Source organism: Streptomyces sp. NPDC111520, assembly GCF_055635295.1.
In genome coordinates this window covers 63,301-84,646 of the sequence record NZ_JBVKBW010000023.1, presented here as the reverse complement: position 1 = coordinate 84,646, position 21,346 = coordinate 63,301, and the positions used below count along the sequence as shown (strand labels likewise).

Sequence of the window (21,346 nt, the reverse complement as noted above, 5' to 3'; positions counted from 1 at the left end):
CCGGCGGATGAACGTTAAATGGATCTTGCCGGTGTGGCGGGAATCGTTCGGCGGATTCCGGTAATGGATTCCGCCGGGTCCGGGCCGGCCCGTCCGGCGGCCCCGCGGAAGGCCCCGGGCGGCCCCTGTGACGCCTCCGGGACACCCGGGCGGGTGAAGCCCCGCCCCGCCGGGGGGTGGGCCGGTGCGGGCGCGCCGGACGGGCTCGGTAACCTGATCCCGCACCAGGTAAGCCGTAAGTCCCGTACGTCCGAACATTCGTACGCCCGTACCCCGCCCAAGGAGATGCCGCCGCCGTGAGCAGCAGCCTTCGTCGCGGCGCTCTCGCCGCCGCCCTCGCACTCTCGCTCTTCCCGCTCGCCGCCTGCGCTGCCGGGAACAGCGCGGAGACGCTGCGCGTCAGGCCGGACAACGCCGCGACCAGCGTCGGCGACATCGAGGTCCAGAACGTCGCGGTGCTCACCCAGGCCACCTCCGACGGCTCCTCCTCCGTGACGGCCAAGATCTTCAACAACGGCGACGAGCAGCAGACCCTGGACTCCGTGAAGGTCGGTTCCCTCGACGCCGAGCTCTCCGGCCCGATCTCGCTGCCCGCCCACAGCTCCGTGCTGCTCGGCGGCGACGGCAACCCCTCCGCCGTCTTCAAGGGCGGTTCCGAGAGCAAGAACGACGGCGACTTCAAGAACGTCGTCTTCGACTTCAGCAAGACCGGCGAGGTCTCGCTGCAGAGCCTCGCGCTCCCCGCCGCCGGCTACTACGCCTCCTTCGGGCCGAGCGAGAAGCCCTCGCCGACGGAGACCGCGAGCCCCGGCGAATCGCCCGCCGAGGGCGTCACGGCCTCGCCGACCGAGACCGAGACGATCACCGAGTCGCCCGCCGGCTGAGGCACGCGCAACGGCACACGAAGGGGCCCCGGGAGCTCATCGCTCCCGGGGCCCCTTCACGTCCGGCGACACCCGGGTCCGGCTCGAACCCGACCCCGCGTGCGCCCCTCGCACCGCTCGGCCCCAAGGGGCCTCACCGGCTTCGCAGCGCGGCAACCCTGGCCACAGGCGGTTTACGGCTCGAACTTGTAGCCCAGGCCACGGACCGTCACCAGGTAACGCGGCGCACCCGGGTCCGGCTCGAACCCGACCCCGCGTGCGCCCCTCGCACCGCTCGGCCCCAAGGGGCCTCACCGGCTTCGCAGCGCTGCGCCGGACTCCGTCCGGCGACCCTGGCCGCAGGCGGTTTACGGCTCGAACTTGTAGCCCAGGCCACGGACCGTCACCAGGTAGCGCGGCGCACCCGGGTCCGGCTCGATCTTCGCGCGGAGGCGCTTGACGTGGACGTCGAGGGTCTTGGTGTCGCCGACGTAGTCGGCGCCCCAGACCCGGTCGATCAGCTGCATGCGGGTGAGGACGCGGCCCGCGTTGCGCAGCAGCATCTCCAGGAGGTCGAACTCCTTGAGCGGCAGGTCGACCTTGCCGCCGCCCACGGTGACGACGTGCCGGTCGACGTCCATGCGGACCGGGCCGGCCTCCAGGGCCGAGGGGGAGATCTCCTCGGGCTCGCCGCGGCGGCGCAGCACGGCGCGGATGCGGGCGACCAGCTCGCGGGAGGAGTAGGGCTTGGTGACGTAGTCGTCCGCTCCTATTTCGAGACCGACAACCTTGTCGATCTCGCTGTCCTTCGCGGTGACCATGATCACCGGGACGGTGGACTTCAGCCGCAGCTGGCGGCAGACCTCCGTGCCGGGCAGGCCCGGCAGCATCAGGTCGAGCAGGACCAGGTCGGCGCCGTTGCGCTCGAACTCGTCCAGAGCGTCGGGCCCGGTCGCGGCGATGGCGACCTCGAAGCCCTCCTTGCGGAGCATGTACGACAGGGCATCACTGAAGGACTCTTCGTCCTCGACGACGAGTACTCGGGTCACGGGAGGACCTCCGGGGCGGGGATGTGATCGGGAAACGTCTCGTAGAGCGCGGAGGAGGAGCCGGAGCCTGGCTCGGGCTCCCCGTCCTCCGCCGCCACGGCGGTGGAGCGGTCCCGGCCGTCCCGGGTCGCCGCGGCTTCGGGCAGCCGCAGGGTGAAGGTGGAGCCCTGGCCTTCGGCGCTCCACACCGTGACCTCCCCGCCGTGGGAGGCGGCCACGTGCTTGACGATGGACAGACCGAGACCGGTGCCGCCCGTGGCGCGCGAACGCGCCGGGTCGACCCGGTAGAACCGCTCGAAGATGCGGTCCCGGTCCTTTTCGGAGATGCCGGTTCCCTGGTCGGTCACGGAGATCTCGATCAGGTCGCCGCTGGGTGCGGCGACCCTGCGGCCCGCGATCCCCACGCGAGTACGGGCCGGGCTGTAGTTGACCGCGTTCTCGACGAGGTTGCCGAGCGCGGCCGCGAGCTGGCCGCGGTTGCCCCAGATGAACAGGTCGGGGGCACCGCCGGTGGCCATGGTGATCTGCTTGGCGTTCGCCGGGTGGCGGCAGCGGTCCACCGCCTCGGCGACGAGGTCGTCGACGGCGACCGGCTCGGCGTCGTCGAGGGGGTTGTCGTCCTGGACCCGGGAGAGCTCGATGATCTCCTGGACCAGGCTGGTCAGCCGGGCGGCCTCGATCTGCATCCGGCCCGCGAAGCGTTCCACGGCCTCGGGGTCGTCGCTGGCGTCCATCACCGCTTCGGAGAGCAGCGACAGCGCGCCGACCGGCGTCTTGAGCTCGTGGCTGACGTTGGCGACGAAGTCGCGCCGTACCGCCTCGATGCGCCGGGCGTCGGTCAGGTCCTCGACCAGCAGCAGCACCAGGCGGGACCCCAGGGGTGCCACCCTGGCGGAGACCGCGAGGCCCTCGCCGCGGCCGGCGCCGCGACGTGGCAGTTCGAGTTCCACCTGCCGTATCTCGCCGTCCCGCCGGGTTTCGCGGGCCATCTGCAGCATCTGGTCGACGGCGAGCCTGCCGCCCCGCACCAGTCCGAGGGCGTACGCCGCCGAGCTGGCCTTGACCACCGTGTCGCCCTCGTCGAGGACGACGGCCGACGAGCGCAGCACGGAGAGCACCGTGTCCACGCCCGGCGGTAGTACGGCTGCGGCGTCAGGCCGCAGGGATGTGCGTGTGGGGCGGGCCTGTTCCCGCTCGCTCCAGCGGAACGCGAGCACAGCGATCACACCGGTGCAGAGCCCGGCGATCGCACTGGCTGCGGCGACTGCCGCGTTCACGTCCATACACCCAGGTTAGGGGGACGAAATGAGTGGCCCACAGGGTCGGAGCGTCTTCTCGAACGGGCGTTGCCAAGAGTTCACCGTGGTGTCAGTACCGGTTCATTCCGGATGCTCGGGCGGTACGCGTGCGCCCGCGAGGTTGGGGAGCGTGTCAGCGTGGGAGGACAATCCTCTTTTCGAACGACTCGAGTGGCAACGGAAGGAACGCGATGCGCGACGCATATCACGAGGAACTCGACTCGATCGGTGACGGCCTGGTCGACATGGCCCGGCTGGTCGGTTCCGCGATCGGGCGGGCCACCACGGCACTGCTCGACGCCGACCTCAAGCTCGCGGAGAGCGTGATCGCCGCCGACGAGAAGGTCGACGACCTGCAGCGCGAGCTGGAGAACCGGGCCATCACGCTGCTCGCCCGCCAGCAGCCCGTCGCGACCGACCTGCGGATCGTCGTCACCAGCCTGCGCATGAGCGCGGACCTGGAGCGCGCCGGGGACCTCGCCCGGCATGTGGCGAAGCTCGCACGGCTGCGCTTCCCGAACACCGCCGTCCCGCGCGACCTGCACAGCACGATCCTGGAGATGGGCCAGCTCGCGCAGCGCCTGATGGCGAAGGCCGCCGAGGTCATCGTCAGCAAGGACGTCGACGACGCGCTGCAGCTGGAGGCCGACGACGACCGCATGGACGAGCTGCACCGCACGCTCTTCCAGCACCTGCTCGACGACCGCTGGAAGCACGGCATCGAGACGGCCGTGGACGTCACCCTCGTCGGCCGCTACTACGAGCGCTTCGCGGACCACGCGGTCTCCGTCGCCAAGCGCGTCGTGTACCTGGTCACGGGCGAGCACGCGGACGAGCTGTCCCCGGCGCCCACCCCGATGCCGGCGGACTAGGCACTCCTCCCGTCCGGTGCGGCTTGCCGGCCCGTCCGGTACGGCCTTGCCGACGCTACGCGGCGCGCGGGGCGGGTGCGCCCCCGGCGCGGAACGCTTCCGCGCGCCGTTGATGCGCCGGGGTGCGGTGTCGTTCACTGGTGACAGGCATGCAAGCAGCCGTCGCCAACGGCAGAGGAGGGTACCCATGCCCGAGTCCCCGACATCGCCCACCGCCCGCGACCAGCCGTCCCCCGAGGGGACCCCGCAGTCCCCCGGCATCCGTGAGCTGCCGCTGCTCGGCGCGTGCGGCTGCGGATCGGGCTGCGGATGCGGTTGCCAGTCCGGAGCGCCCTGCCGCTGCGGCGGTAGCTGCTGACTCCACCGGTTCCACGCCACCCGCGTTCTGCACGCTCGGGGGCCCGTCCGTCCGGACGGGCCCCCGACGCCGTGTTCTCCCGGTCACACGCCGTCGTACGCGCGGCGCAGCGCGGCGAGGTCCATCTTCTTCATGGACAGCATCGCCGCCGTGGCCCGCCCGGCCTTCTCCGGGTCGGCGTCCCCGACCATCTCCAGCAGCACCTCGGGGAACACCTGCCAGGACACCCCGAACCGGTCCTTGAGCCACCCGCAGGGGCCCTCCTCGCCGCCGTCGGTGAGCTTGTCCCAGTAGTAGTCGACCTCGGCCTGGTCGGCGCAGCGGATCTGGAAGGAGACCGCCTCGTTGAAGGTGAAGTGCGGGCCGCCGTTCAGCGCCACGAACTTCTGCCCGTTGGCCGTGAACTCCACGGCCATCACGGACCCGGCGGGCCCGGGCCCGGCCTCGTTGTACCGGCCGATCGTGCCGACGGCCGAGTTCTTGAAGACCGAGACGTAGAACTCCGCCGCCTCCTCGGCCTTCCCGTCGAACCACAGGCACGTGGTGAATCCGTCGGTGGTCATCGCTGCCTCCTCGTTCCTGACGCGTGGTGCGCCCGGCGTTCGGGCGCGTACGTCCTGGGGACGGTCCGGGCGCGGCAAACTCATCGGTGCCCCTGCGACTCCCCGGGTCCTCGCGTCATGAGCAGGTGGCCCCTGCGGAAGCGCTCGTCCGGTCCGGGCTCGCGGAGCATGCGGCCGGTCTCGGTGAAGCCGGCGGACACCGCCAGGGCGGCGAGGTCGTCGATCGGCCAGCGGTAGGCCGTCGTCACCTTGTGGTCGAACGCGTCGAGGGGGTCGCCGCCGGATTCGAAGAAGCCCAGCAGCAGGTGGCCGCCCGGGGCCAGGACGCGGCGGAACTCGTCGAAGTACGGGGGCAGGTCGCGCGGCGGGGTGTGGATGACGGAGTACCAGGACAGGATGCCGTCCAGCCCGCCGTCGGCGACGCCGTGCAGGGCGTCCATCGAGCCGACGTCGAAGCGCAGTTCCGGGTACGCCTCACGGGCGAGGCGGATCATCTCGGGGGACAGGTCGACGCCGAACGCGTCCAGCCCGAGGTCCCTGAGGTGCGCGGTGACGTACCCCGGGCCGCAGCCGAGGTCGGCGACGGTCCTGCCGCCGGCGGCCCGGACGGAGTCGGCGAAGGCCGTGATCAGCGCGCGGTCCAGCGGGAGCGAACCGAGCCAGTCGCCGAACAGCTCGGCGTAGAGGACGGCGACGGAGTCGTAGGCACCGGCCGTCGAGACGGAGTGCGGGGTGAGGTCGGTCACGGGCCACGACCCTAGGGCCCCGTGTGGGGACGCCGTCCGCGGGGTCTTCTCCTCCGGACCGGGGGCGAATCCGGTTGACGGCGGCCGGGCGCGGTCGCTGTACTCCGGTGCCGGGACGGAGACTTGGGAGGGCCCGTGACCGTACTGCCGGCGAGCGTGGACCGCGACATCCTCGACCACCGGATCATGTTCGCGCTGCGGACGATCCGGGAAACCCTCGGCTGCTCGATCCCCGAGGCCATCGACCTGGTCGCGGCCCGCCACGAGGAACTGCGCCGGGAGCGCCCGGACGACTTCGGCTACCCGCCCGAGGAGTTCGGCCGCGGCTTCTACTCCTGAACGGCGGCCTCGGTGCCTACGCCTGGGGGTAGTCGACCGCGGGCGCGACGGCCGCCGCGGTCCGCTGCGGGACGGCGTCGGGCGCGGTCGTCGCCGCCGACGGTGCCGGACGGTAGGACCGCCGGTAGAGACCGAGGGCGGCGAGGACGAGGCAGAGGCCCACGGTCGTGGCCACCCCGGAGATCGGCGTCCCGCCCAGGTGGCGGTGCACCGGGCCGACCGCGATCGTGCCCCCGACCCCGGCGCAGATGTCAGCCCAGCCGCCCAGGCGCGGCGAGGAAACCGTCCTGCGGAACCACGGCGGGACCCATCCGGAACAGAGGGCGGCGATACCGGGGACGAGGGTCAGCAGCCAGAAGAGCCCCAACACGGTCCATCCGATGACATCCACAGCAAGGCCCCCCGATGCGACACCTGTACGACCCGACGGCCGCCGGGCGTGATCTTCGCACGCTCGCCGCGCCCCTCGCCTCCGGGTTCCGCGCGGGACGGGCACGTGCGGACGCGTACGCATGACGCGGTGCTCACCGGTCCGGGTGTCCGCACGCTGCACGTCGCCCAGGTCGTACGCCGGCTGACGGGGCCGGGCCTCTCGCGCGGGCCCGTCGGACGCCCCCTCCCGCGGACCCCGAGCAGGGTGTGCGGCGTCCGCGGCGCCCGGCACCGCTCGCCCCCTCACGGCGCGTTTCCGCAGGTCAACACCCCTGCGTCCGTGAGCACCCTCACCCGAATGGCGCAACACGACGTGCCACCGTCATGGGTGAAGATCAAGCTGGCTAGTGCCCCGTCCGAGGCAATCCGTGAAAGGGGAACCACATGCGCATTCGACGAATCTCCGCCGCCGTCATCGCCACGGCAGCCCTCGCCGGACTCGGCCTCACAGGCGCCGCCACCGCCACGGCCGCCACCCACAACGCCACCACCACCGCCCACACCGAAAGCCTCACCCCGGGTGAGTGCTTGGACGGCGGCGGAAAGGTGGTCGGGATGAAGTGCGTCGGTGGTACGGGCGACGGGCAGATGGTCGACTAGCCCCCTCAGGGCGCCCCGCAGCCACGCGCTGCGGGGCGCCCCCGCACGCGCAGCGAGCCGCGGAGGGCCCGGGAGCGCGGCAAGGACGGTCAGGTCAGAAGGCGTCGCGCCACCAGCGATGTGACGGCTCGCCGTACGGCACGGCATCCGGCCGCCGAAGGATTCTTCGGTCGAGGGGCTCCACGATGCTGCACAACTCGCGTGGCGCCTTCCTGGGCAGGGCACAGATCGCCAGTTCCAGAAGGTCGCGTTCGTCCGCCGGTTCGGGGCAACAGTCCGAGACCCCGCATCGGCCGTGGAACGGCCGGGGAAGGCGATCCATCGGTGCCCGCGCGATGGCCGCCCAACGCGAAAGTGCCAGCCCAACCAGGCCTGGCTGGAGCCGTGTTCGCTCCAGGGCGATCAGCTGCGCCTGCGCCGGGCCCGAGAGCCGGCCGATCTTCGAGTAAACGCCCACGATCTGCGGCGAAGCGTCTGCTGTCCGCCCGGAGGCGGGAAGGGCGCCTACGCGGTATATCCCTTTCGGCCAGTGTGCCACGCGGCCGGCGCGGTGCGAACCCCAAGGGATCCGGCGACCGGGGTCTTCCTTGTCGGCCCCGGGTCGGAAGACAGAGGACCAGGCCCCACTGTGCCCTCGCGCATCCGTCTGGCACCCCTGTGGCACGTCAACCGCCGGGAGCAAGACCGCGTGAAGCGCCGGGCCGCCCAGGCCGGGAAAACGTGACCGCGAATGATATCGAGAGCGCCCCCGCCACGCGCAGTCGGTGGGACGCCAGAGCGGGCTGACGCTCCGTCGAGTCAGGAGCGCACTCGCAAGCCGTGACCGCCGTCGTCGACGCCACCGAATTGACACGACACGGCACTTCGGGGCTCGTAGGCTCCGAGCCGGAGAGAGGTGGGGGGAGCGATGACGGACGAGTGCGTGGAGCTGGTGTGCGACGACGTACCCCATGACGCGGTGCTCACCGATTCGGGCGTCCGCGTGCTGGATGTGGCCCAGGTCGTGCGTCGGCTGAAGGGGCTGAGCCTCTGGCACAGCAAGGTTCTGGTGACGCAGGTTCCCGCCGTGGTTCTCGCCGGCGTGCCCGAGGAAGTCGCTGCCGCAGCCGTCGCGGCCCTCCGCGAGGCGGGAGCGCAGGCGGAGACGAGAGAACGGCCGGAGCCGGAGTTCCCGACGGACTGGGCACGGCCCGATCAACTCACTGACGGCCCAGGGACGGCCCCGGAGCGGCAACAAGCCCCCTCCCCGCGGGGAAACCGCAGGTAGGGGGCTTGATCGCGTCGGACTACTTCTTCTTGCCCTGGTTCTTCACGGCCTCGATCGCCGCCGCGGCCGCATCGGGGTCGAGGTAGCGGCCGCCCGGGGTGACGGGGCGGAAGTCGGCGTCGAGCTCGTAGGCGAGCGGGATGCCGGTGGGGATGTTCAGGCCCGCGATGTCGGCGTCGGAGATGCCGTCGAGGTGCTTGACAAGGGCGCGCAGGCTGTTGCCGTGGGCGGCGACCAGGACGGTGCGGCCGGTGAGGAGGTCCGGGACGATGCCGTCGTACCAGTACGGCAGCATGCGCTGGACGACGTCCTTGAGGCACTCGGTGCGCGGGCGCAGCTCCGGCGGGATGGAGGCGTAGCGCGGGTCGTCGGCCTGGGAGAACTCGCTGTCGTCGGCGATCGGCGGCGGCGGGGTGTCGTAGGAGCGGCGCCAGAGCATGAACTGCTCCTCGCCGAACTCGGCGAGGGTCTGCGCCTTGTCCTTGCCCTGCAGGGCGCCGTAGTGGCGCTCGTTGAGGCGCCAGCTGCGGTGGACGGGGATCCAGTGCCGGTCAGCGGCCTCGAGGGCCAGCTGCGCGGTGCGGATCGCGCGCTTCTGGAGGGAGGTGTGGACGACGTCGGGGAGGAGTCCGGCGTCCTTCAGCAGCTCGCCGCCCCGGACCGCCTCCTTCTCGCCCTTCTCGTTGAGGTTGACGTCAACCCAGCCGGTGAAGAGGTTCTTCGCGTTCCACTCGCTCTCGCCGTGGCGGAGGAGGATCAGCTTGTAGGGAGCATCTGCCATGCCATGGAGTCTAGGAGAAAACCCCTTGGTGCCCTCCGGAGGGCACCTGTAAGCTGCGCTCGCCACCCTGGCCCATTACGCCTACGACGCCCCGAACGCCGCGAGGAGCAGCCGCCGTGCCCGATGTCAGACGTGCCGTACGGGAGACCGTGTCGGGACTCCCCCGGACCTTCTGGTGGCTGTGGACCAGCACGCTGGTCAACCGGCTCGGCGCCTTCGTCGTCACCTTCCTCGCCCTCTACCTGACCCTCGACCGGGGCTACTCGGCCACCTACGCCGGGCTCGTCGCGTCCCTTTACGGCCTCGGCGGCGCCGTGGGTGCGGTCGTCGGCGGGGTGCTGACCGACCGGGTGGGGCGGCGCTGGACGATGCTGCTGGCGCAGGTCGCTGCGGCGGCCGGCACGGCGACGCTGGCCTTCGTGCAGGGGCAGGCGGAGATCGCCGCGGTGGCCACCGTGATCGGCGTGGCGAGCAGTGCCTCGCGGCCCGCGGTGCAGGCGATGATGGCGGACGTGGTGCCCGCCGAGGACCGGGTGCGGGCGTTCTCGCTCAACTATTGGGCGATCAACATCGGTTTCGCGGTCTCCTCGGCCGCGGCCGGCCTCATCGCCTCGCAGGGCTACCTCTGGCTGTTCCTGGGCGACGCCTTCATGACGGTGCTCTGCGCGCTGGTGATCTACGCCAAGGTGCCGGAGTCGATGCCGGGCCGCGAGACGGAAGCGGCGGCGGCCGCCGGGGGCGGGGGCGGGGAGCCCCGGATCGGCCTCGGGGTGGTGCTGCAGGACCGGCGCTTCATGGCGTTCGTCGCGCTGACGTTCCTGCTCGGCACGGTCACCCAGCAGGGTTCGACGACGCTCTCGGTCGACATGGGCCGCCAGGGTTTCTCCGCGAGCGAGTACGGCCTGGTCATCGGGCTCAACGGGCTGCTCATCGTGCTCCTGCAGCTCCCGCTCACCCGGCTCGTCGAGCGGCGGAGCGTGGCGGCGCTGCTCACCGCGGGCACGTTGCTGATGGGCTGGGGCTTCGGGCTCACCGCGTTCGCCGGTTCGGTCCCGTTCTACGCGCTGACGGTGGCGGTGTGGACGATCGGCGAGATCCTGCACGCGCCGGCCTCGATGTCGCTGGTCGCCGACCTGGCGCCGGCCCGTGCCCGGGGCCGCTACCAGGGCATGTACTCCCTCGCCTGGCCTGCGGCGTCCTTCGCCGGGCCGTTGCTGGGCGGCGTGGCGCTCGACCGGTGGGGCGGCGGCGTGGTCTGGGGGGCCTGCGCCGTGGTCGGCACGGTCGCCGGCGCCGGCTACTGGACGCTGCTGCGGGAACGCGCGCCGCGCGCCGAGCCGGTGGACACGGTGCCCCCGGCCCCGGCCAAGGCGCTGGTGCCGCAGCCGGAGCCGACCGCGGACTGCTAGCGGGCCGTACGCAGGTCGCGCTGCGCCTCGTACAGGTTCGGCGGGGTGACCGCCGGGTTCCCGTACGAGACGAGCCGCGAGTTCAGCGGCCCCGTGAAGTCCGGGACGTCGATCTGGCCGAAGGCGGTGACCTCGGAGATGCCGACGGTCGCGCTGCACGGGGCGACGTCGTCGATCTTCACGCAGCCGGCCCGCCCGTTGGTGACGGTGACGTTCCAGTGCGCGAAGCGCGCCCCGTACAACGGTCCCGCCGACGCGTCGCCGCCGTGGGAGCCGTCGTTGTTGACGGTGATCCCGGTGCGGACGTTGGCGAAGGGCAGTCCGCGATGGGTGTCGAAGGTGCCCGTCGCCATCCGCCCCCGCGACCAGACGTTGTGGCTGGACAGGCCCTCGACGTTGATGCCGTGCAGCTGGGTGCCCGCGGGGGCCGGCGCGGTGCGGGGGTCGATGACGAAGTCCTCGACGAGGTTGTCGTGGGCGCCCTCGCGGCAAGCGTAGGGGTGGTGACCGCCGCGTCCGGAGACCCGGGTGCGGCGCAGGGTGACGCTCTTGGTGGCGACCAGCAGGAACCCGTTGTCGGCGTTGACCACGGTGACGTCGTCGGCCCAGCAGTCCCAGGCGCACTGCAGGGCCAGCCCGTTCCAGCCGCTGTCCAGCAGGTGCGGGGCCTGGGGGAGGTCGGGCAGTTCGATGGTCAGGCCCTCGACGCCGCTGCCGACGACCGGGGTGACCAGCGTGGTGAGCACGGGTTCGAACGCGGGGCGGGCGTCCAGCGGCAGGGGCTGGGCGAGCGTGACGCGCCGGCCGTGGACGGCGCCGATCCGCACCGGCCACTCGTAGGGCACGTAGCTGAGCACCTTGCTCTTGTCGGACCAGTCGTACGTGGCGGTGCCCTCGACGTCGCCCGCCATGTGGTCGAGCAGGCTGTGGTCGTCCGGGTCGGACAGCCGCAGCATGACGCGGTCGCCGGGACGCAGCGCTCCCGCGGTGTCCACGGTGACGGTGCGATCGCCCCGGCGGGCGCCGCCGGTGATCCGGGCGAGCGGGCGCCACTCGTCGCGGCGGTTGCCGGTCCAGCCCTCGAACGGCCAGTCCTGGGCGCGGATGGCGTCGGTGAGGGTGCGGTAGCGGTCGGTGGGGCAGACCCAGACCAGGCCGCCCGCCCACGACCAGGCGGACTTGGTGCCGCCGTAGCGGCTGCCGTAGGGGCCGTTGATCTCGGTGAGGGACCGCCCGGCGCGCAGCACGGTGGCACCGCTGCCCGCTCCGCGCAGGGTGACGCCGCTGCGGCCGAGCCGGACGACGTCGTCGATGCGGTAGGTGCCGGCCGGGACCAGGACCGTGCCGCCGCCGCTCGCGCCGACGTGCTCGATCGCCCGGTTGATGGCGGGCGCGGCGTCGGCGCTGCCGTCGGGGCGGGCGCCGTAGCGCCGGACGTCCGCGCGGACCGGGCGCCGGGGGAAGCGCCGGCTGCCGCCCGCGTGGCCGGCCTGGCCGACCCAGGGGATCTGCGGGTGGGTGTACGGGGCGCGGGTGAACTCCGCCCACAGTCGTTCCGCCGGTCCGGAGGGGGCCGGCCGTCCGGCGGCCGGGGCGGCGGTGGGGACGGCGGTGGGCCGGGGGACGAACGCGAGGGCGCCGCCGGCTTGCAGGATGCGTCTGCGGCTGATGGCCATGAACAGGACCCGCCTTTCACGTATCTGAACAACATTCAGATGTGCGATGGGCATGAGGGTGTCATGGCATGGCAACCCCTGGGAAGACCCGGACATGACAACCCGATGGATCCCGGTCACTCCTGCGAACCCGGGAAAGTGTGCGAACGGCGATGCCGCGCTACTCGGCGCCCTGGTCGGCCTTGCCGATCAGATGTGTGAACGCGTCGAGGTTGCGCGTGGATTCGCCGCGCGCGATCCGCCAGGCGTGCTCCTTGCGGATCGCCTCGGCGAAGCCCAGCTCCAGCAGCGTGTTGAAGCTGCCGTCGGCGTTCTCCACGACCGAACCCAGCACCCGGTCGACCTCCTCGGGCGTCACCGCGACCAGCGGCAGCCGGCCCGAGAGGTAGACGTCGCCGAGCGCGTCGATGGCGTACGCCACCCCGTACAGCCGGGTGTTGCGCTCCAGGAGCCAGCGGTAGAAGGCCTCGTGATTGGCGTCGGGACGGCGCACGACGAAGGCGTTCACCGTCAGGGTGTGCCGTCCCACGGCCAGGGCGACGGTCGTGGAGAGCTTGCGCGTGCCGGGGAGTGTGACGACGTACTCGCCGCCGGCGCCGGTCTCCCAGCCGAGTTCCGCGTCCGTCAGTGCCTGCTCGACCGCCGCGCGCGCCGCCGTCTGCTCCCGCTCACCCATGCGGCGATCGTAGGCGACGCCGCCGCTCGGCCATCGCACCCGCGTACACCTCGGCGGTCCTCGTCGCCGCCGCGTCCCAGCCGAAGCACTCGGCGTGCTTGGCCGCGGCCGCGCCCATGGCGGGCACCAGCTGCGGGTGCTCGACGAAGCGGCGCAGGGCGCGCGCGTAGTCGGCCGGCTCGTGGCCCGCGACGAGGAAGCCGGTCTCGCCGTCCTTCACGGCCACCGGCAGCCCGCCGACCGACGCCGCCACGACCGGCGTCCCGCAGGCCTGGGCCTCGATGGCGACCAGCCCGAACGACTCGCTGTACGAGGGCATGACCAGCACGGACGCGGCCCGGTACCAGTCAGCGAGCCGGTCCTGGGCGACCGGCGGCTGGAAGCGCACGAGGTCGGAGATGCCGAGCCGGGCCGCGAGCTTGTGCAGCCGCTCGGGCTTGGCCAGCCCGCTGCCGCTCGGCCCGCCGACGACGGGGACGACGAGGCGGTCGCGCAGCGACGGGTCCTCCGCGAGCAGGATCGCCGCGGCGCGCAGCAGGATGTCGGGCGCCTTGAGGGGCTGTATCCGGCCGGCGAAGAGCGGGATCACCGCGTCCTGCGGCAGGCCCAGGCGCGCGCGGGCCCCGGCGCGGCCGCCGTGGGCGTCCGGCCGGAAGCGCTCCAGGTTCACCCCGGGGTGGACGACGGCGACCTTGCGGGGGTCGGCCTCGTAGTGCCGGATGAGCTCGTCCGCCTCCTCATCGGTGTTGGCGATCAGCCGGTCGGCGGCGTCCACGATCTGCGTCTCGCCGATCACCCGGGCCGTCGGCTCGGGCGTGTCGCCCTCGGCGAGCGCGGCGTTCTTGACCTTGGCCATGGTGTGCATGGCGTGGACGAGCGGGACGCCCCAGCGCTCGGCGGCGAGCCAGCCGACGTGCCCGGACAGCCAGTAGTGCGAGTGCACCAGGTCGTAGTGGCCCTGCCGGTGGCTGGCCTCGGCGTGCATCACGCCGTGGGTGAAGGCGCACAGCTGCGCGGGCAGGTCCTCCTTGTTCAGGCCCTCGTACGGGCCCGCGTCCACGTGCCGCACGAGGACCCCGGGGGCCAGCTCGACCGTGGGCGGCAGGGCGGCCGTGGTGGCGCGGGTGAAGATCTCCACCTCCACACCGGGACCCTCCGCGAGCCGCTTGGCCAGCTCGACGATGTAGACGTTCATGCCGCCCGCGTCCCCGGTGCCGGGCTGGTGGAGCGGCGAGGTGTGAACGCTGAGCATGGCCACGCGCCGCGGACGGCGCCCGCCGGCATGGCGGCGCAGCCGGCGATGGGCACCGCCGGCCAGGACCTTCGCCACGTACTGGCTCACGTCGCGTCCTCCACTTCTCCACGGGCGGCGGAGCGGAAGCCACCCATCAACAGTGCCAACCGGTGGAGGGCCTAGATCCATTTCCGCTTTGCCAAAGCGTGACCGTCCACGGGGCCCGGATCCGGCGCCCGCCGGCTCGCATAGGCTCGTCGCATGCGTGCGACACGGCCGGTCGGCGAGGTGACCCGGGGGACGACCAATCCCAACCGGCTGCGCCGCATGGACCGCTGGATCGCCGCCCAGCACGGACCCGCCCTGCGCCGCAGCCACGACCCCCTCGCCGTTGACCTCGGCTACGGCGCCGCGCCCTGGACCGCCCTGGAGCTGCTCGTACGGCTGCGCACCGCGCGCCCCGACGCCGAGGTCGTCGGCATCGAGATCGACCCGGCCCGGGTGGCCGCCGCCCGGCCGTACGCCCGTGAGGGGCTCTCCTTCGCGCACGGCGGCTTCGAGGTGCCCCTCCCGGACGGCCGCAGGCCGGCCCTGATCCGGGCGGCGAACGTGCTGCGCCAGTACGACGAGGAGCGCGTCGCCGAGGTGTGGACCCGGCTGCGGTCCCGGCTCGCGCCGGACGGGCTGCTGGTGGAGGGCACCTGCGACGAGATCGGCCGCCGCCACGTGTGGGTGGCGCTCGGCCCCGAGGGGCCGCGCACGGTGACCTTCGCCACCCGGCTCGGCTCGCTGGAACGCCCCTCCGACCTGGCGGAACGGCTGCCCAAGGCGTTGATCCACCGCAATGTGCCGGGCGAACCGGTGCACGCGTTCCTCGGCGACTTCGACCGCGCGTGGGCGGCCGCCGCGCCCTTCGCCCCGCTGGGCGCCCGGCAGCGCTGGATCCGCACGGTACGCAGCCTCGCGGGCCCGGGCGGCTGGCCGGTCACCGACACCGCGGCCCGCTGGCGCCAGGGCGAGGTGACCGTCCGCTGGGAGGCCCTGGCCCCGGCACGGGGCTGACCTCGATCGGGCCCCTGGGGCACCGGCCGCGGCAGGTCGCCGGCCCGGCCGTCACCACCCGCCGCACACGCACGTTCGCGTCCCCCGGACGCGCACCCGCCGAAAAGGCGAGGTGACCGTCCGCTGGGAGGCCCCGGCACCGGGCTGACCCGGATCGGGCCCCTGGGGCACCGGCCGCGGCGGGCCGACGGCCCGGCCGTCACCACCCCATCGCCCGCCGCACCCGCACGGTCGCGTCCCCAGCACGCACTCCCGCCGAGGAGCCGCGGGCGCCGCTCGGCCCGCCGGCCGCACGGGCTCGGGGCGAGCCGTGAGCGCGCCGGCAGCCGGACTCCCGGCGGCCCGACGCCGAGAAGGCCACGCGGCGCCGGCAACAGGTCCCGGGCCGGGCCGATGCGGCGCCGACCCGTGACGCAGCAGCGCACGGCTCTGGCCGATTCGTGTCTTCCGTGGCACCATCCACAGCCACGTGACGGCCCGTCAGATGCCTCGCGGAGGTGCCCGCATGAAGCGTACGGCCTGCCTCGCCTGCGCCGCGCTGCTGCTCCTCGCCGCCCCCGTACCGTCCGCGCACGCCGATCCGTCCCACCCCCGCCGCACACTCCAGGACGTACGGGCCGAGGTCGGCGCCCTCTACCGGCAGGCCGAACGCGCCACCGACACCTACAACTCCGCGCACGAACGGGTCCTCGCCCAGCAGCGGCAGATCGTCCGGCTCGCCCGCCTCATCGACCGCGGGCAGACCCGGCTGCGCACCCTCACCGCCCAGGCGGGCGCCCTCGCCCGCGCCCAGTACCGCGGCGGCGGCGTCGGCCCCGGGGTCGACCTGCTGCTCAGCGACGACCCGGACGCCCTCCTCGACGGACTCGCCCTCGCCGACCGCGGGGCGCACGCGGCCGACGCCACCATCGAGCAGCTGCGCGCGACCACCGCGGAACTGGGGGCCTACGCCCGTTCCGCCACCGTCGCCTGGGAGCGCCTCATGGCCGGCCAGAAGGCGGCCGCCGACGCCGAACGGGAGGTCACCGCCCGCCTGGCCCGGGCGAGGCGCCTGCTCGCCGGGTTGGAGGCCCGCGAACGGGCCCGGCTGGAACGGCTGGAGGACGAGGCCGCCTACCGCTCGCAGGTCGCCTGGCTGCGCACCGGCGCCGCCACCCGCCTGCGCCGCGACGCCGCGGGCGCCTCCCGGCAGGGCGCCGCCGCCGTCGCCTTCGCGGCGGCCCAGATCGGCAAGCCCTACGTGTGGGGAGCGGACGGCCCGGCGGCGTACGACTGCTCCGCGCTGACCCGGGCCGCCTGGCAGGCCGCCGGGGTCGGCATCCCGCGCACCTCGCAGGAGCAGTGGCGGCTGCTGCCGCACGTGCCGGTGGCGGCGATGCGCCCGGGCGACCTGGTCGTCTACTTCGACGACGCGAGCCACGTCGGCGTCTACGTGGGCGACGGCGCCATCGTCCACGCGCCGCGGCCCGGACGGCGGATCACGATGGCGGGGGCCGGTTCGATGCCCGTCCTGGGGGTCGTGCGCCCCGGCTGAGCGGACGCGGGCCGCGCCGGAGCACCGCCTCGCCGCGACCTGCGTCCTGTCACCTGCGTCCTGTGACCTGCGTCCTGTGACGGCGACCGCGTGACGCGCGCCACCCCGCGACGGACCAAACGTGACGTTGGTCATGCCCGTTTCATCCCACCGCAGTCGAAATCCGCAGCTCAGCACCGCATATGACACGGGCGGTTTACCAACAGGGCCTCCCCTGCCGCCGGGCGCTACCGCTATGGTCGCCCTTCAGTGTGCTCGGAGCCGAGCAACCGATCCGACCGATCGACCGCTCCGGGACGTTGCCCTCGGGGGGAGGGAAGGAATTGTCCGATGTCGCCGATGTCCGCGACCGGGCGGCGCACCGACCAGTACGCCGCCGTGCCGGGGCCTCGCCAGGAAACACCCCTGGCCGACGGCCGGACCTCCCCTGCCCTGACCCTGCTCGTCATCGGTGACGACCCCGTCGGCGCCTTCACCGTCCCCGACCTGCTGGACGTCTCCGGCACGCGCGTCCGCATCCGCCGCGCCCGCAACCTGACCGAGGCCGAGCGGCTGCTCAGGGACGACGTCAACTGCATCCTGCTGGAGCTCTCCGCGCGCGCCGCCGAGGGCGCCTCCGACGCGATGGACAGCCTGCGGCAACTGCTGCGGCTCGCCCCGCGCACCGCCGTACTGGTGCTGACGGCGGGCACCGACACCGACGCCGAGCGCGCGGCCGAGGCCGTCCGCGTCGGCGCCCAGGACCACCTGACCCCGGCCGACCTGGACCCGTCCCACCTGACCCGGGCGATCCGCTACGCCGTGGAGCGCAAGCGCGCGGACGTCGCGCAGCGGCAGCTGACCGAGACCCGGCTGCTCGCCCAGGAGAACGCGCGGCTGGAACGCGGGCTGCTCCCCACACCGCTGCTGCACGGCGCCGACCTGCGCTTCGCCGCCCGCTACCGGCCCGGCCGCAGCCGGGCCCTGCTCGGCGGCGACTTCTACGACACCGTGCGCACCCCGGACGGCACCGTGCACGCGATGATCGGCGACGTCTGCGGCCACGGCCCGGACGAGGCCGCCCTCGGCGTGGAGCTGCGCATCGCCTGGCGCGCGCTGACGCTGGCCGGACTGTGCGGGGCCGCCCTGCTGGGCACGCTCCAGCAGGTCCTGGAGCACGAGCGCTCCGACGACGAGATCTTCGCGACCCTCTGCCAGGTCGACATCAGCCCGGACGGCCGCGCCGCCGACCTCTGGCTGGCCGGGCACCCGGCCCCGCTGGTGTCGCTGTCCGGGATGGCCCCGCAGCTGCTGCCGTACGAGCACGGCGGCCCGGCGCTGGGGCTGCTGCCGCAGAAGGACTGCTGGGAGGGCGCGCGCTTCGAGCTGGGCGAGTCGTGGAGCCTGATGCTCTACACCGACGGGCTCATCGAGGGCCGGATCGGCCCCGGTCCGCAGCGGCTGGGCCAGGAGGGCATGGTCGAGCTGGTCGGACGGCAGCTGTCCGCCGGGCTCACCGGCGAGGAGCTGCTGGACGCGGCCATGACCGAGGTGCGCCGGCTCAACGGCGAGGAGCTGACGGACGACGTCGCCCTGATGCTCCTGGAGTCGGGCGCCTGACACGACGGCCCCGGCCGGTCAGCCGGCCGGGGAAGGGAAGCCCGGGGGAGGGAGGCCCGGGGAGGGCCTCAGCGGTTGAAGGGGCCGTACGGGCCGTCGCTGCTGCTGCCGCCGCCGCGCCGCCGCGGACCGGAGACCTGCTTGAGGGCGGGACGCACGTCCACCGTGTAGACGATGACCGCGATCAGGCCGATGACCGGCAGGAACGACATGATCGGCAGGATCGCGATCAGCGCCGCCGCCACGGCGAGGATGATCAGCCAGAAGGCCTTGGTCTTCTTGTCCGCCGCCCGGTAGGCGTCCTCACGCCGGATGGCGGCGTCGACCAGCGCGAACACCGCGAAGACCAGCAGGGCGATGGAGATCCAGCCCATAAGGTCGTAGAAGCCCTGCACCAGCATTGCCGTCCACCTCCGTCATCGGCTCCCACCGTACCCGCACAACGAGCCGGGCACGCCGCGCGTGCCCGGCCCGTGATGTCCGGACGCTCAGGAAGCGGGCTTGCCCGGCGTCGCGGGCTTCTTGGCCACGGGGGCCTTCTTGGCCGGCGCCGGGGTCTTCTTGCCCTGGCCGTCGTGCACGGAGGCGGGGGCGGGCGCCGGAGCCGGAGCCGGGGCGGGCGCCGGAGCCGGGGCCGGCTTGGCGTCCGAGGCGGGCGCCTGCCGCGCCGCCGGGACGGGCTCCGGCTCGATCGCGACCGCGATGTCCTCGACCTGCTCGGCGGCCTCGCCGCGCCAGGTGGCGACCGCGTCCTTGCCGCGCTCGGCCAGGCCGTCGTACGCCTCCTTGGCGCGGACGGCGTACTCGGCGGCACGGCCCACCTGCTGCAGGGCGAAGTCCTGCGCGGAGTCGCGCAGCTTGCGCAGGTCGCCGTCGATGGTGCCGAGGAGCTCGTTGACCTTGGCCTGCGCCTTGGTCTGGGCGTCCTTGGCCTGCGCGGTCACCTTCTCCTGCACGACCTTGGGGTCGGTGCCGCGGATCTTCTCGATCCGCTCGGGGGCCTCGGCGCGGATCTTCTCGATCAGCGGCGGGACCTCCTTGAGCTTCTCGGCCGCGAGGTCGGCGGTCCCGGCCAGCGCGTACAGCGGGGTCGGGTCCTTGAGGGTCTTGACGATGTCTTCGGTGATCGCCATGAGGGTTTCTCCCGTTTGAGGATGGTGGCGGTTACGTCAGTTGGGTCCGCTCGTTCCGCGCGACCGGGCGCGGCCGGTCACCCGGCGGCAGCGGCGTCGTCGCCGCCGCTGCCCGGTCCGGCCGGTCCGTTCGCGTTCGGCTTCAGCACGGCGACAGCCTTCTTCGCCGCCTTCTTCGCCACGTGCTCGCGCGGCGCAGCGGGCTGCTCGTCAAGAGCTTCCTCCACTGCGGCGTTCTCCTTGCGGAACGACTCGTAGATCTGGACGAGGACTTGCTTCTGCTTCTCGTTGATCGCCGTGTCGGCCAGGATGGCGGTCCGCACCTCCATGCCGTCGCCCTGGTCCCGCTCGTCGAGGATCCCTGCCTGCACGTACAGGGTCTCGGCGGAGATGCGCAGCGCCCTGGCGAGCTGCTGCAGGATCTCCGCGCTGGGCTTGCGCAGCCCGCGCTCGATCTGGCTGAGGTAGGGGTTGGACACCCCGGCGGCGTCGGCGAGCTGACGCAGGGACAGCTGCGCGTTGCGGCGCTGCTCCCGCAGGTACTCGCCGAGGGTGCCGACGTTCAGTGAAGCCATGTCTCCGAGCATGCCGCCCGGTGCTAACTTTTGCAAGCAAGGTGCTTGCAAAAGTCTCGTTACAGCGATGTGACGTCCCTCTCCCGGCGCAGCCCGCGCTTCCCCTGTGAAGCAAGGCGGGGTGTGCCGGTGCTCCCGCGCTCGGCGGGTCAGGACGACTGCACCCGGTCGAAGAGAGCGAGTGCTTCGGCGGGATCCGGGCTCACCAGGCGTTCCAGGCCAGCCGTTGTCATCCGCGCCCACCTGCCGGCCCGTGCCCACATCCGCTCCTCGAAGGCCCGGACGGCCGCGTCAGGATCCGCGGGGCCGGCGGCGATGGACTCGGCGAGTTCGGCGCCGTCCAGCATCGCGAGGTTCGCGCCCGCCCCCAACGGGGGCATCAGATGGGCGGCATCACCCAGGAGCGTCACCCCGGGGACATGGGTCCAGGTGTGGGACACGGGCAGGACGTGGAGGGGGCGGTGGACGAAGGCGGTGCCGCGGCGGAGGAGGTCGAGGAGGGGAGCGGCCCAGCCTTCGAACAGGGCCAGCAGGCGCGACCGCACGGCGTCGGCGTCGGCCGGGTCCAGGTCCGTGTGCCAGTCCAGCGGTGCGCGGAACTGCGCGTACACCTTGACGTGGCCTCCGCTGTTGCGCTGGGCGACGAGGCCGCGATTCACGCCGTACGCGGCCACGGATCCGTCGCCGACCAGCCGGGCGAGGTCGGGGTGGCGGGTGTCGACGTCGTCGAGGGAGGTCTCCACCGAGGTGACCCCGGTGTAGTGCGGCGTCACCGCGGAGACCGCCGGGCGAATCCGGGACCAGGCGCCGTCGGCGCCGACCACCAGGTCGAACGTCTCCTTCCGCCCGTCGGCGAAGTGGACCAGGACGCCGTCCCCGGTCCTCGGCTCCGCCTTCGTCACGCTCCGCCCCCACTGGACCTCGAGCGGGCCGAGCAGCAGTTCACGGAGGTGCCCGCGGTCGATCTCGGGGTTGGCCCGGTCATCCGGACGGGGTCGCCAGTCGCGCAGGACGGTCCCGTCCGGGTCCAGGATGCGCATGGCCTGCCCTTCGGGCCGGGACAGCGCCCGGAACTCCGGCAGCAGCCCGGCCTTGTCCAGCGCGAGCTGGCCGAGCCCTTCGTGGAGGTCCAGCGTGCCGCCCGCGGGGCGGGCGTCGGGAGCGGGATCGCGTTCGAGGACGGCGACGGGGTGACCGTGGCGGTGCAGGACGCGGGCGAAGGCAAGGCCGGCAGGACCACTTCCGACCACGGCGATACGTTGCATCATATCGATACACTG

At 73.1% G+C, this 21,346-nt stretch carries 22 protein-coding genes; 9 read left to right on the top strand and 13 right to left on the bottom strand.

All coding sequences use genetic code 11. The annotated features are described in order from the left end of the window. Positions 1 to 296 precede the first annotated feature (296 nt). The gene (locus tag ACZ7MY_RS36945; RefSeq protein WP_499609032.1) at positions 297 to 884 is read left to right on the top strand and encodes a DUF461 domain-containing protein; all 588 of its coding nucleotides are present in this window, start codon (positions 297 to 299) and stop codon (positions 882 to 884) included. Between the two features lie 347 nt (positions 885 to 1,231). On the opposite strand, the gene phoP is transcribed toward ACZ7MY_RS36945, so the two are convergent. Both phoP and phoR read right to left on the bottom strand, forming a co-directional pair. Beyond that, complete coding sequence (gene phoP / locus ACZ7MY_RS36940) at positions 1,232 to 1,912, bottom strand: two-component system response regulator PhoP (protein ID WP_018559602.1); 681 nt, start codon at positions 1,910 to 1,912, stop codon at positions 1,232 to 1,234. After that, the gene (gene phoR / locus ACZ7MY_RS36935) at positions 1,909 to 3,195 is read right to left on the bottom strand and encodes a two-component system sensor histidine kinase PhoR (RefSeq protein ID WP_499609030.1); all 1,287 of its coding nucleotides are present in this window, start codon (positions 3,193 to 3,195) and stop codon (positions 1,909 to 1,911) included. The genes phoP and phoR overlap by 4 nt, the downstream gene beginning before the upstream one ends. Before the next feature lie 206 nt (positions 3,196 to 3,401). On the opposite strand from phoR, the gene phoU reads away from it, so the two are divergent. Beyond that, complete coding sequence (gene phoU, locus ACZ7MY_RS36930; protein WP_499609029.1) at positions 3,402 to 4,082, top strand: phosphate signaling complex protein PhoU; 681 nt, start codon at positions 3,402 to 3,404, stop codon at positions 4,080 to 4,082. A 441-nt stretch (positions 4,083 to 4,523) separates the two neighbouring features. Here the strand turns inward: phoU and ACZ7MY_RS36925 are convergent, their stop codons facing one another. After that, the gene (locus ACZ7MY_RS36925; RefSeq protein ID WP_499609027.1) at positions 4,524 to 5,003 is read right to left on the bottom strand and encodes a VOC family protein; all 480 of its coding nucleotides are present in this window, start codon (positions 5,001 to 5,003) and stop codon (positions 4,524 to 4,526) included. A gap of 80 nt (positions 5,004 to 5,083) precedes the next feature. Continuing rightward, positions 5,084 to 5,749 (bottom strand): class I SAM-dependent methyltransferase, encoded by a 666-nt coding sequence (locus tag ACZ7MY_RS36920; protein WP_499609025.1) that lies wholly within the window; start codon positions 5,747 to 5,749, stop codon positions 5,084 to 5,086. Positions 5,750 to 5,884: 135 nt separating this feature from the next. On the opposite strand from ACZ7MY_RS36920, the gene ACZ7MY_RS36915 reads away from it, so the two are divergent. Further along, on the top strand, positions 5,885 to 6,088 hold the full coding sequence (locus ACZ7MY_RS36915; protein WP_499609022.1) for a hypothetical protein: 204 nt from the start codon (positions 5,885 to 5,887) through the stop codon (positions 6,086 to 6,088). 16 nt (positions 6,089 to 6,104) lie between these two features. Here ACZ7MY_RS36915 and ACZ7MY_RS36910 read toward each other — a convergent pair whose 3' ends face one another. Further along, positions 6,105 to 6,479, bottom strand: coding sequence for a hypothetical protein (locus ACZ7MY_RS36910; protein ID WP_499609020.1), 375 nt, complete (start codon positions 6,477 to 6,479; stop codon positions 6,105 to 6,107). Positions 6,480 to 6,904: 425 nt separating this feature from the next. Between ACZ7MY_RS36910 and ACZ7MY_RS36905 the strand changes: the two genes are divergently transcribed. Then, positions 6,905 to 7,120, top strand: coding sequence for a hypothetical protein (locus tag ACZ7MY_RS36905; protein WP_499609018.1), 216 nt, complete (start codon positions 6,905 to 6,907; stop codon positions 7,118 to 7,120). Positions 7,121 to 8,027: 907 nt separating this feature from the next. After that, positions 8,028 to 8,387, top strand: coding sequence for a ribosomal protein L7/L12 (locus ACZ7MY_RS36900; protein WP_499609017.1), 360 nt, complete (start codon positions 8,028 to 8,030; stop codon positions 8,385 to 8,387). Positions 8,388 to 8,406: 19 nt separating this feature from the next. On the opposite strand, the gene ACZ7MY_RS36895 is transcribed toward ACZ7MY_RS36900, so the two are convergent. Continuing rightward, positions 8,407 to 9,168 carry a phosphoglyceromutase gene (locus ACZ7MY_RS36895; protein ID WP_499609015.1) on the bottom strand — a complete coding sequence of 254 codons (762 nt, stop codon included), beginning with the start codon at positions 9,166 to 9,168 and terminating at the stop codon, positions 8,407 to 8,409. A 116-nt stretch (positions 9,169 to 9,284) separates the two neighbouring features. Between ACZ7MY_RS36895 and ACZ7MY_RS36890 the strand changes: the two genes are divergently transcribed. Beyond that, positions 9,285 to 10,577: an MDR family MFS transporter gene (locus tag ACZ7MY_RS36890; protein WP_499609013.1), complete on the top strand. Its 1,293-nt coding sequence runs from the start codon at positions 9,285 to 9,287 to the stop codon at positions 10,575 to 10,577. Here ACZ7MY_RS36890 and ACZ7MY_RS36885 read toward each other — a convergent pair. The 3 genes from ACZ7MY_RS36885 to mshA form a co-directional block, all read right to left on the bottom strand. Beyond that, a complete protein-coding gene (locus ACZ7MY_RS36885; protein WP_499609011.1) occupies positions 10,574 to 12,253 on the bottom strand; it encodes a glycosyl hydrolase family 28-related protein in 1,680 nt (559 codons plus the stop codon). The two genes, ACZ7MY_RS36890 and ACZ7MY_RS36885, sit on opposite strands and share 4 nt — an antisense overlap. Before the next feature lie 160 nt (positions 12,254 to 12,413). Next, complete coding sequence (locus tag ACZ7MY_RS36880) at positions 12,414 to 12,929, bottom strand: YbjN domain-containing protein (protein WP_499609009.1); 516 nt, start codon at positions 12,927 to 12,929, stop codon at positions 12,414 to 12,416. Then, on the bottom strand, positions 12,922 to 14,271 hold the full coding sequence (gene mshA / locus ACZ7MY_RS36875; RefSeq protein ID WP_499609006.1) for a D-inositol-3-phosphate glycosyltransferase: 1,350 nt from the start codon (positions 14,269 to 14,271) through the stop codon (positions 12,922 to 12,924). Before mshA ends, ACZ7MY_RS36880 begins: the two co-directional genes overlap by 8 nt. A gap of 153 nt (positions 14,272 to 14,424) precedes the next feature. Here mshA and ACZ7MY_RS36870 point away from each other — a divergent pair, with 153 nt between their 5' ends. From ACZ7MY_RS36870 to ACZ7MY_RS36860, 3 genes are all read left to right on the top strand, one after another. Beyond that, entirely contained in the window at positions 14,425 to 15,225 is an 801-nt protein-coding gene (locus tag ACZ7MY_RS36870; RefSeq protein WP_499609003.1) for a class I SAM-dependent methyltransferase, read from the top strand. 505 nt (positions 15,226 to 15,730) lie between these two features. Further along, positions 15,731 to 16,759 carry a C40 family peptidase gene (locus ACZ7MY_RS36865; RefSeq protein ID WP_499609001.1) on the top strand — a complete coding sequence of 343 codons (1,029 nt, stop codon included), beginning with the start codon at positions 15,731 to 15,733 and terminating at the stop codon, positions 16,757 to 16,759. Positions 16,760 to 17,089: 330 nt separating this feature from the next. Then, a complete protein-coding gene (locus ACZ7MY_RS36860; RefSeq protein ID WP_499608999.1) occupies positions 17,090 to 18,358 on the top strand; it encodes a PP2C family protein-serine/threonine phosphatase in 1,269 nt (422 codons plus the stop codon). A gap of 68 nt (positions 18,359 to 18,426) precedes the next feature. Here the strand turns inward: ACZ7MY_RS36860 and ACZ7MY_RS36855 are convergent, their stop codons facing one another. The 4 genes from ACZ7MY_RS36855 to ACZ7MY_RS36840 all read right to left on the bottom strand — a co-directional run bounded on the left by ACZ7MY_RS36855 (position 18,427) and on the right by ACZ7MY_RS36840 (position 21,334). Then, positions 18,427 to 18,759, bottom strand: a complete 333-nt coding sequence (locus ACZ7MY_RS36855) for a DUF2516 family protein (protein WP_499608997.1) — start codon at positions 18,757 to 18,759, stop codon at positions 18,427 to 18,429. A gap of 87 nt (positions 18,760 to 18,846) precedes the next feature. Beyond that, positions 18,847 to 19,491, bottom strand: coding sequence for a hypothetical protein (locus ACZ7MY_RS36850; RefSeq protein ID WP_499608995.1), 645 nt, complete (start codon positions 19,489 to 19,491; stop codon positions 18,847 to 18,849). A 77-nt stretch (positions 19,492 to 19,568) separates the two neighbouring features. Continuing rightward, the gene (locus ACZ7MY_RS36845) at positions 19,569 to 20,066 is read right to left on the bottom strand and encodes a helix-turn-helix domain-containing protein (protein ID WP_499608993.1); all 498 of its coding nucleotides are present in this window, start codon (positions 20,064 to 20,066) and stop codon (positions 19,569 to 19,571) included. Positions 20,067 to 20,215: 149 nt separating this feature from the next. Further along, entirely contained in the window at positions 20,216 to 21,334 is a 1,119-nt protein-coding gene (locus ACZ7MY_RS36840; RefSeq protein ID WP_499608991.1) for an FAD-dependent oxidoreductase, read from the bottom strand. Positions 21,335 to 21,346 lie beyond the last annotated feature (12 nt).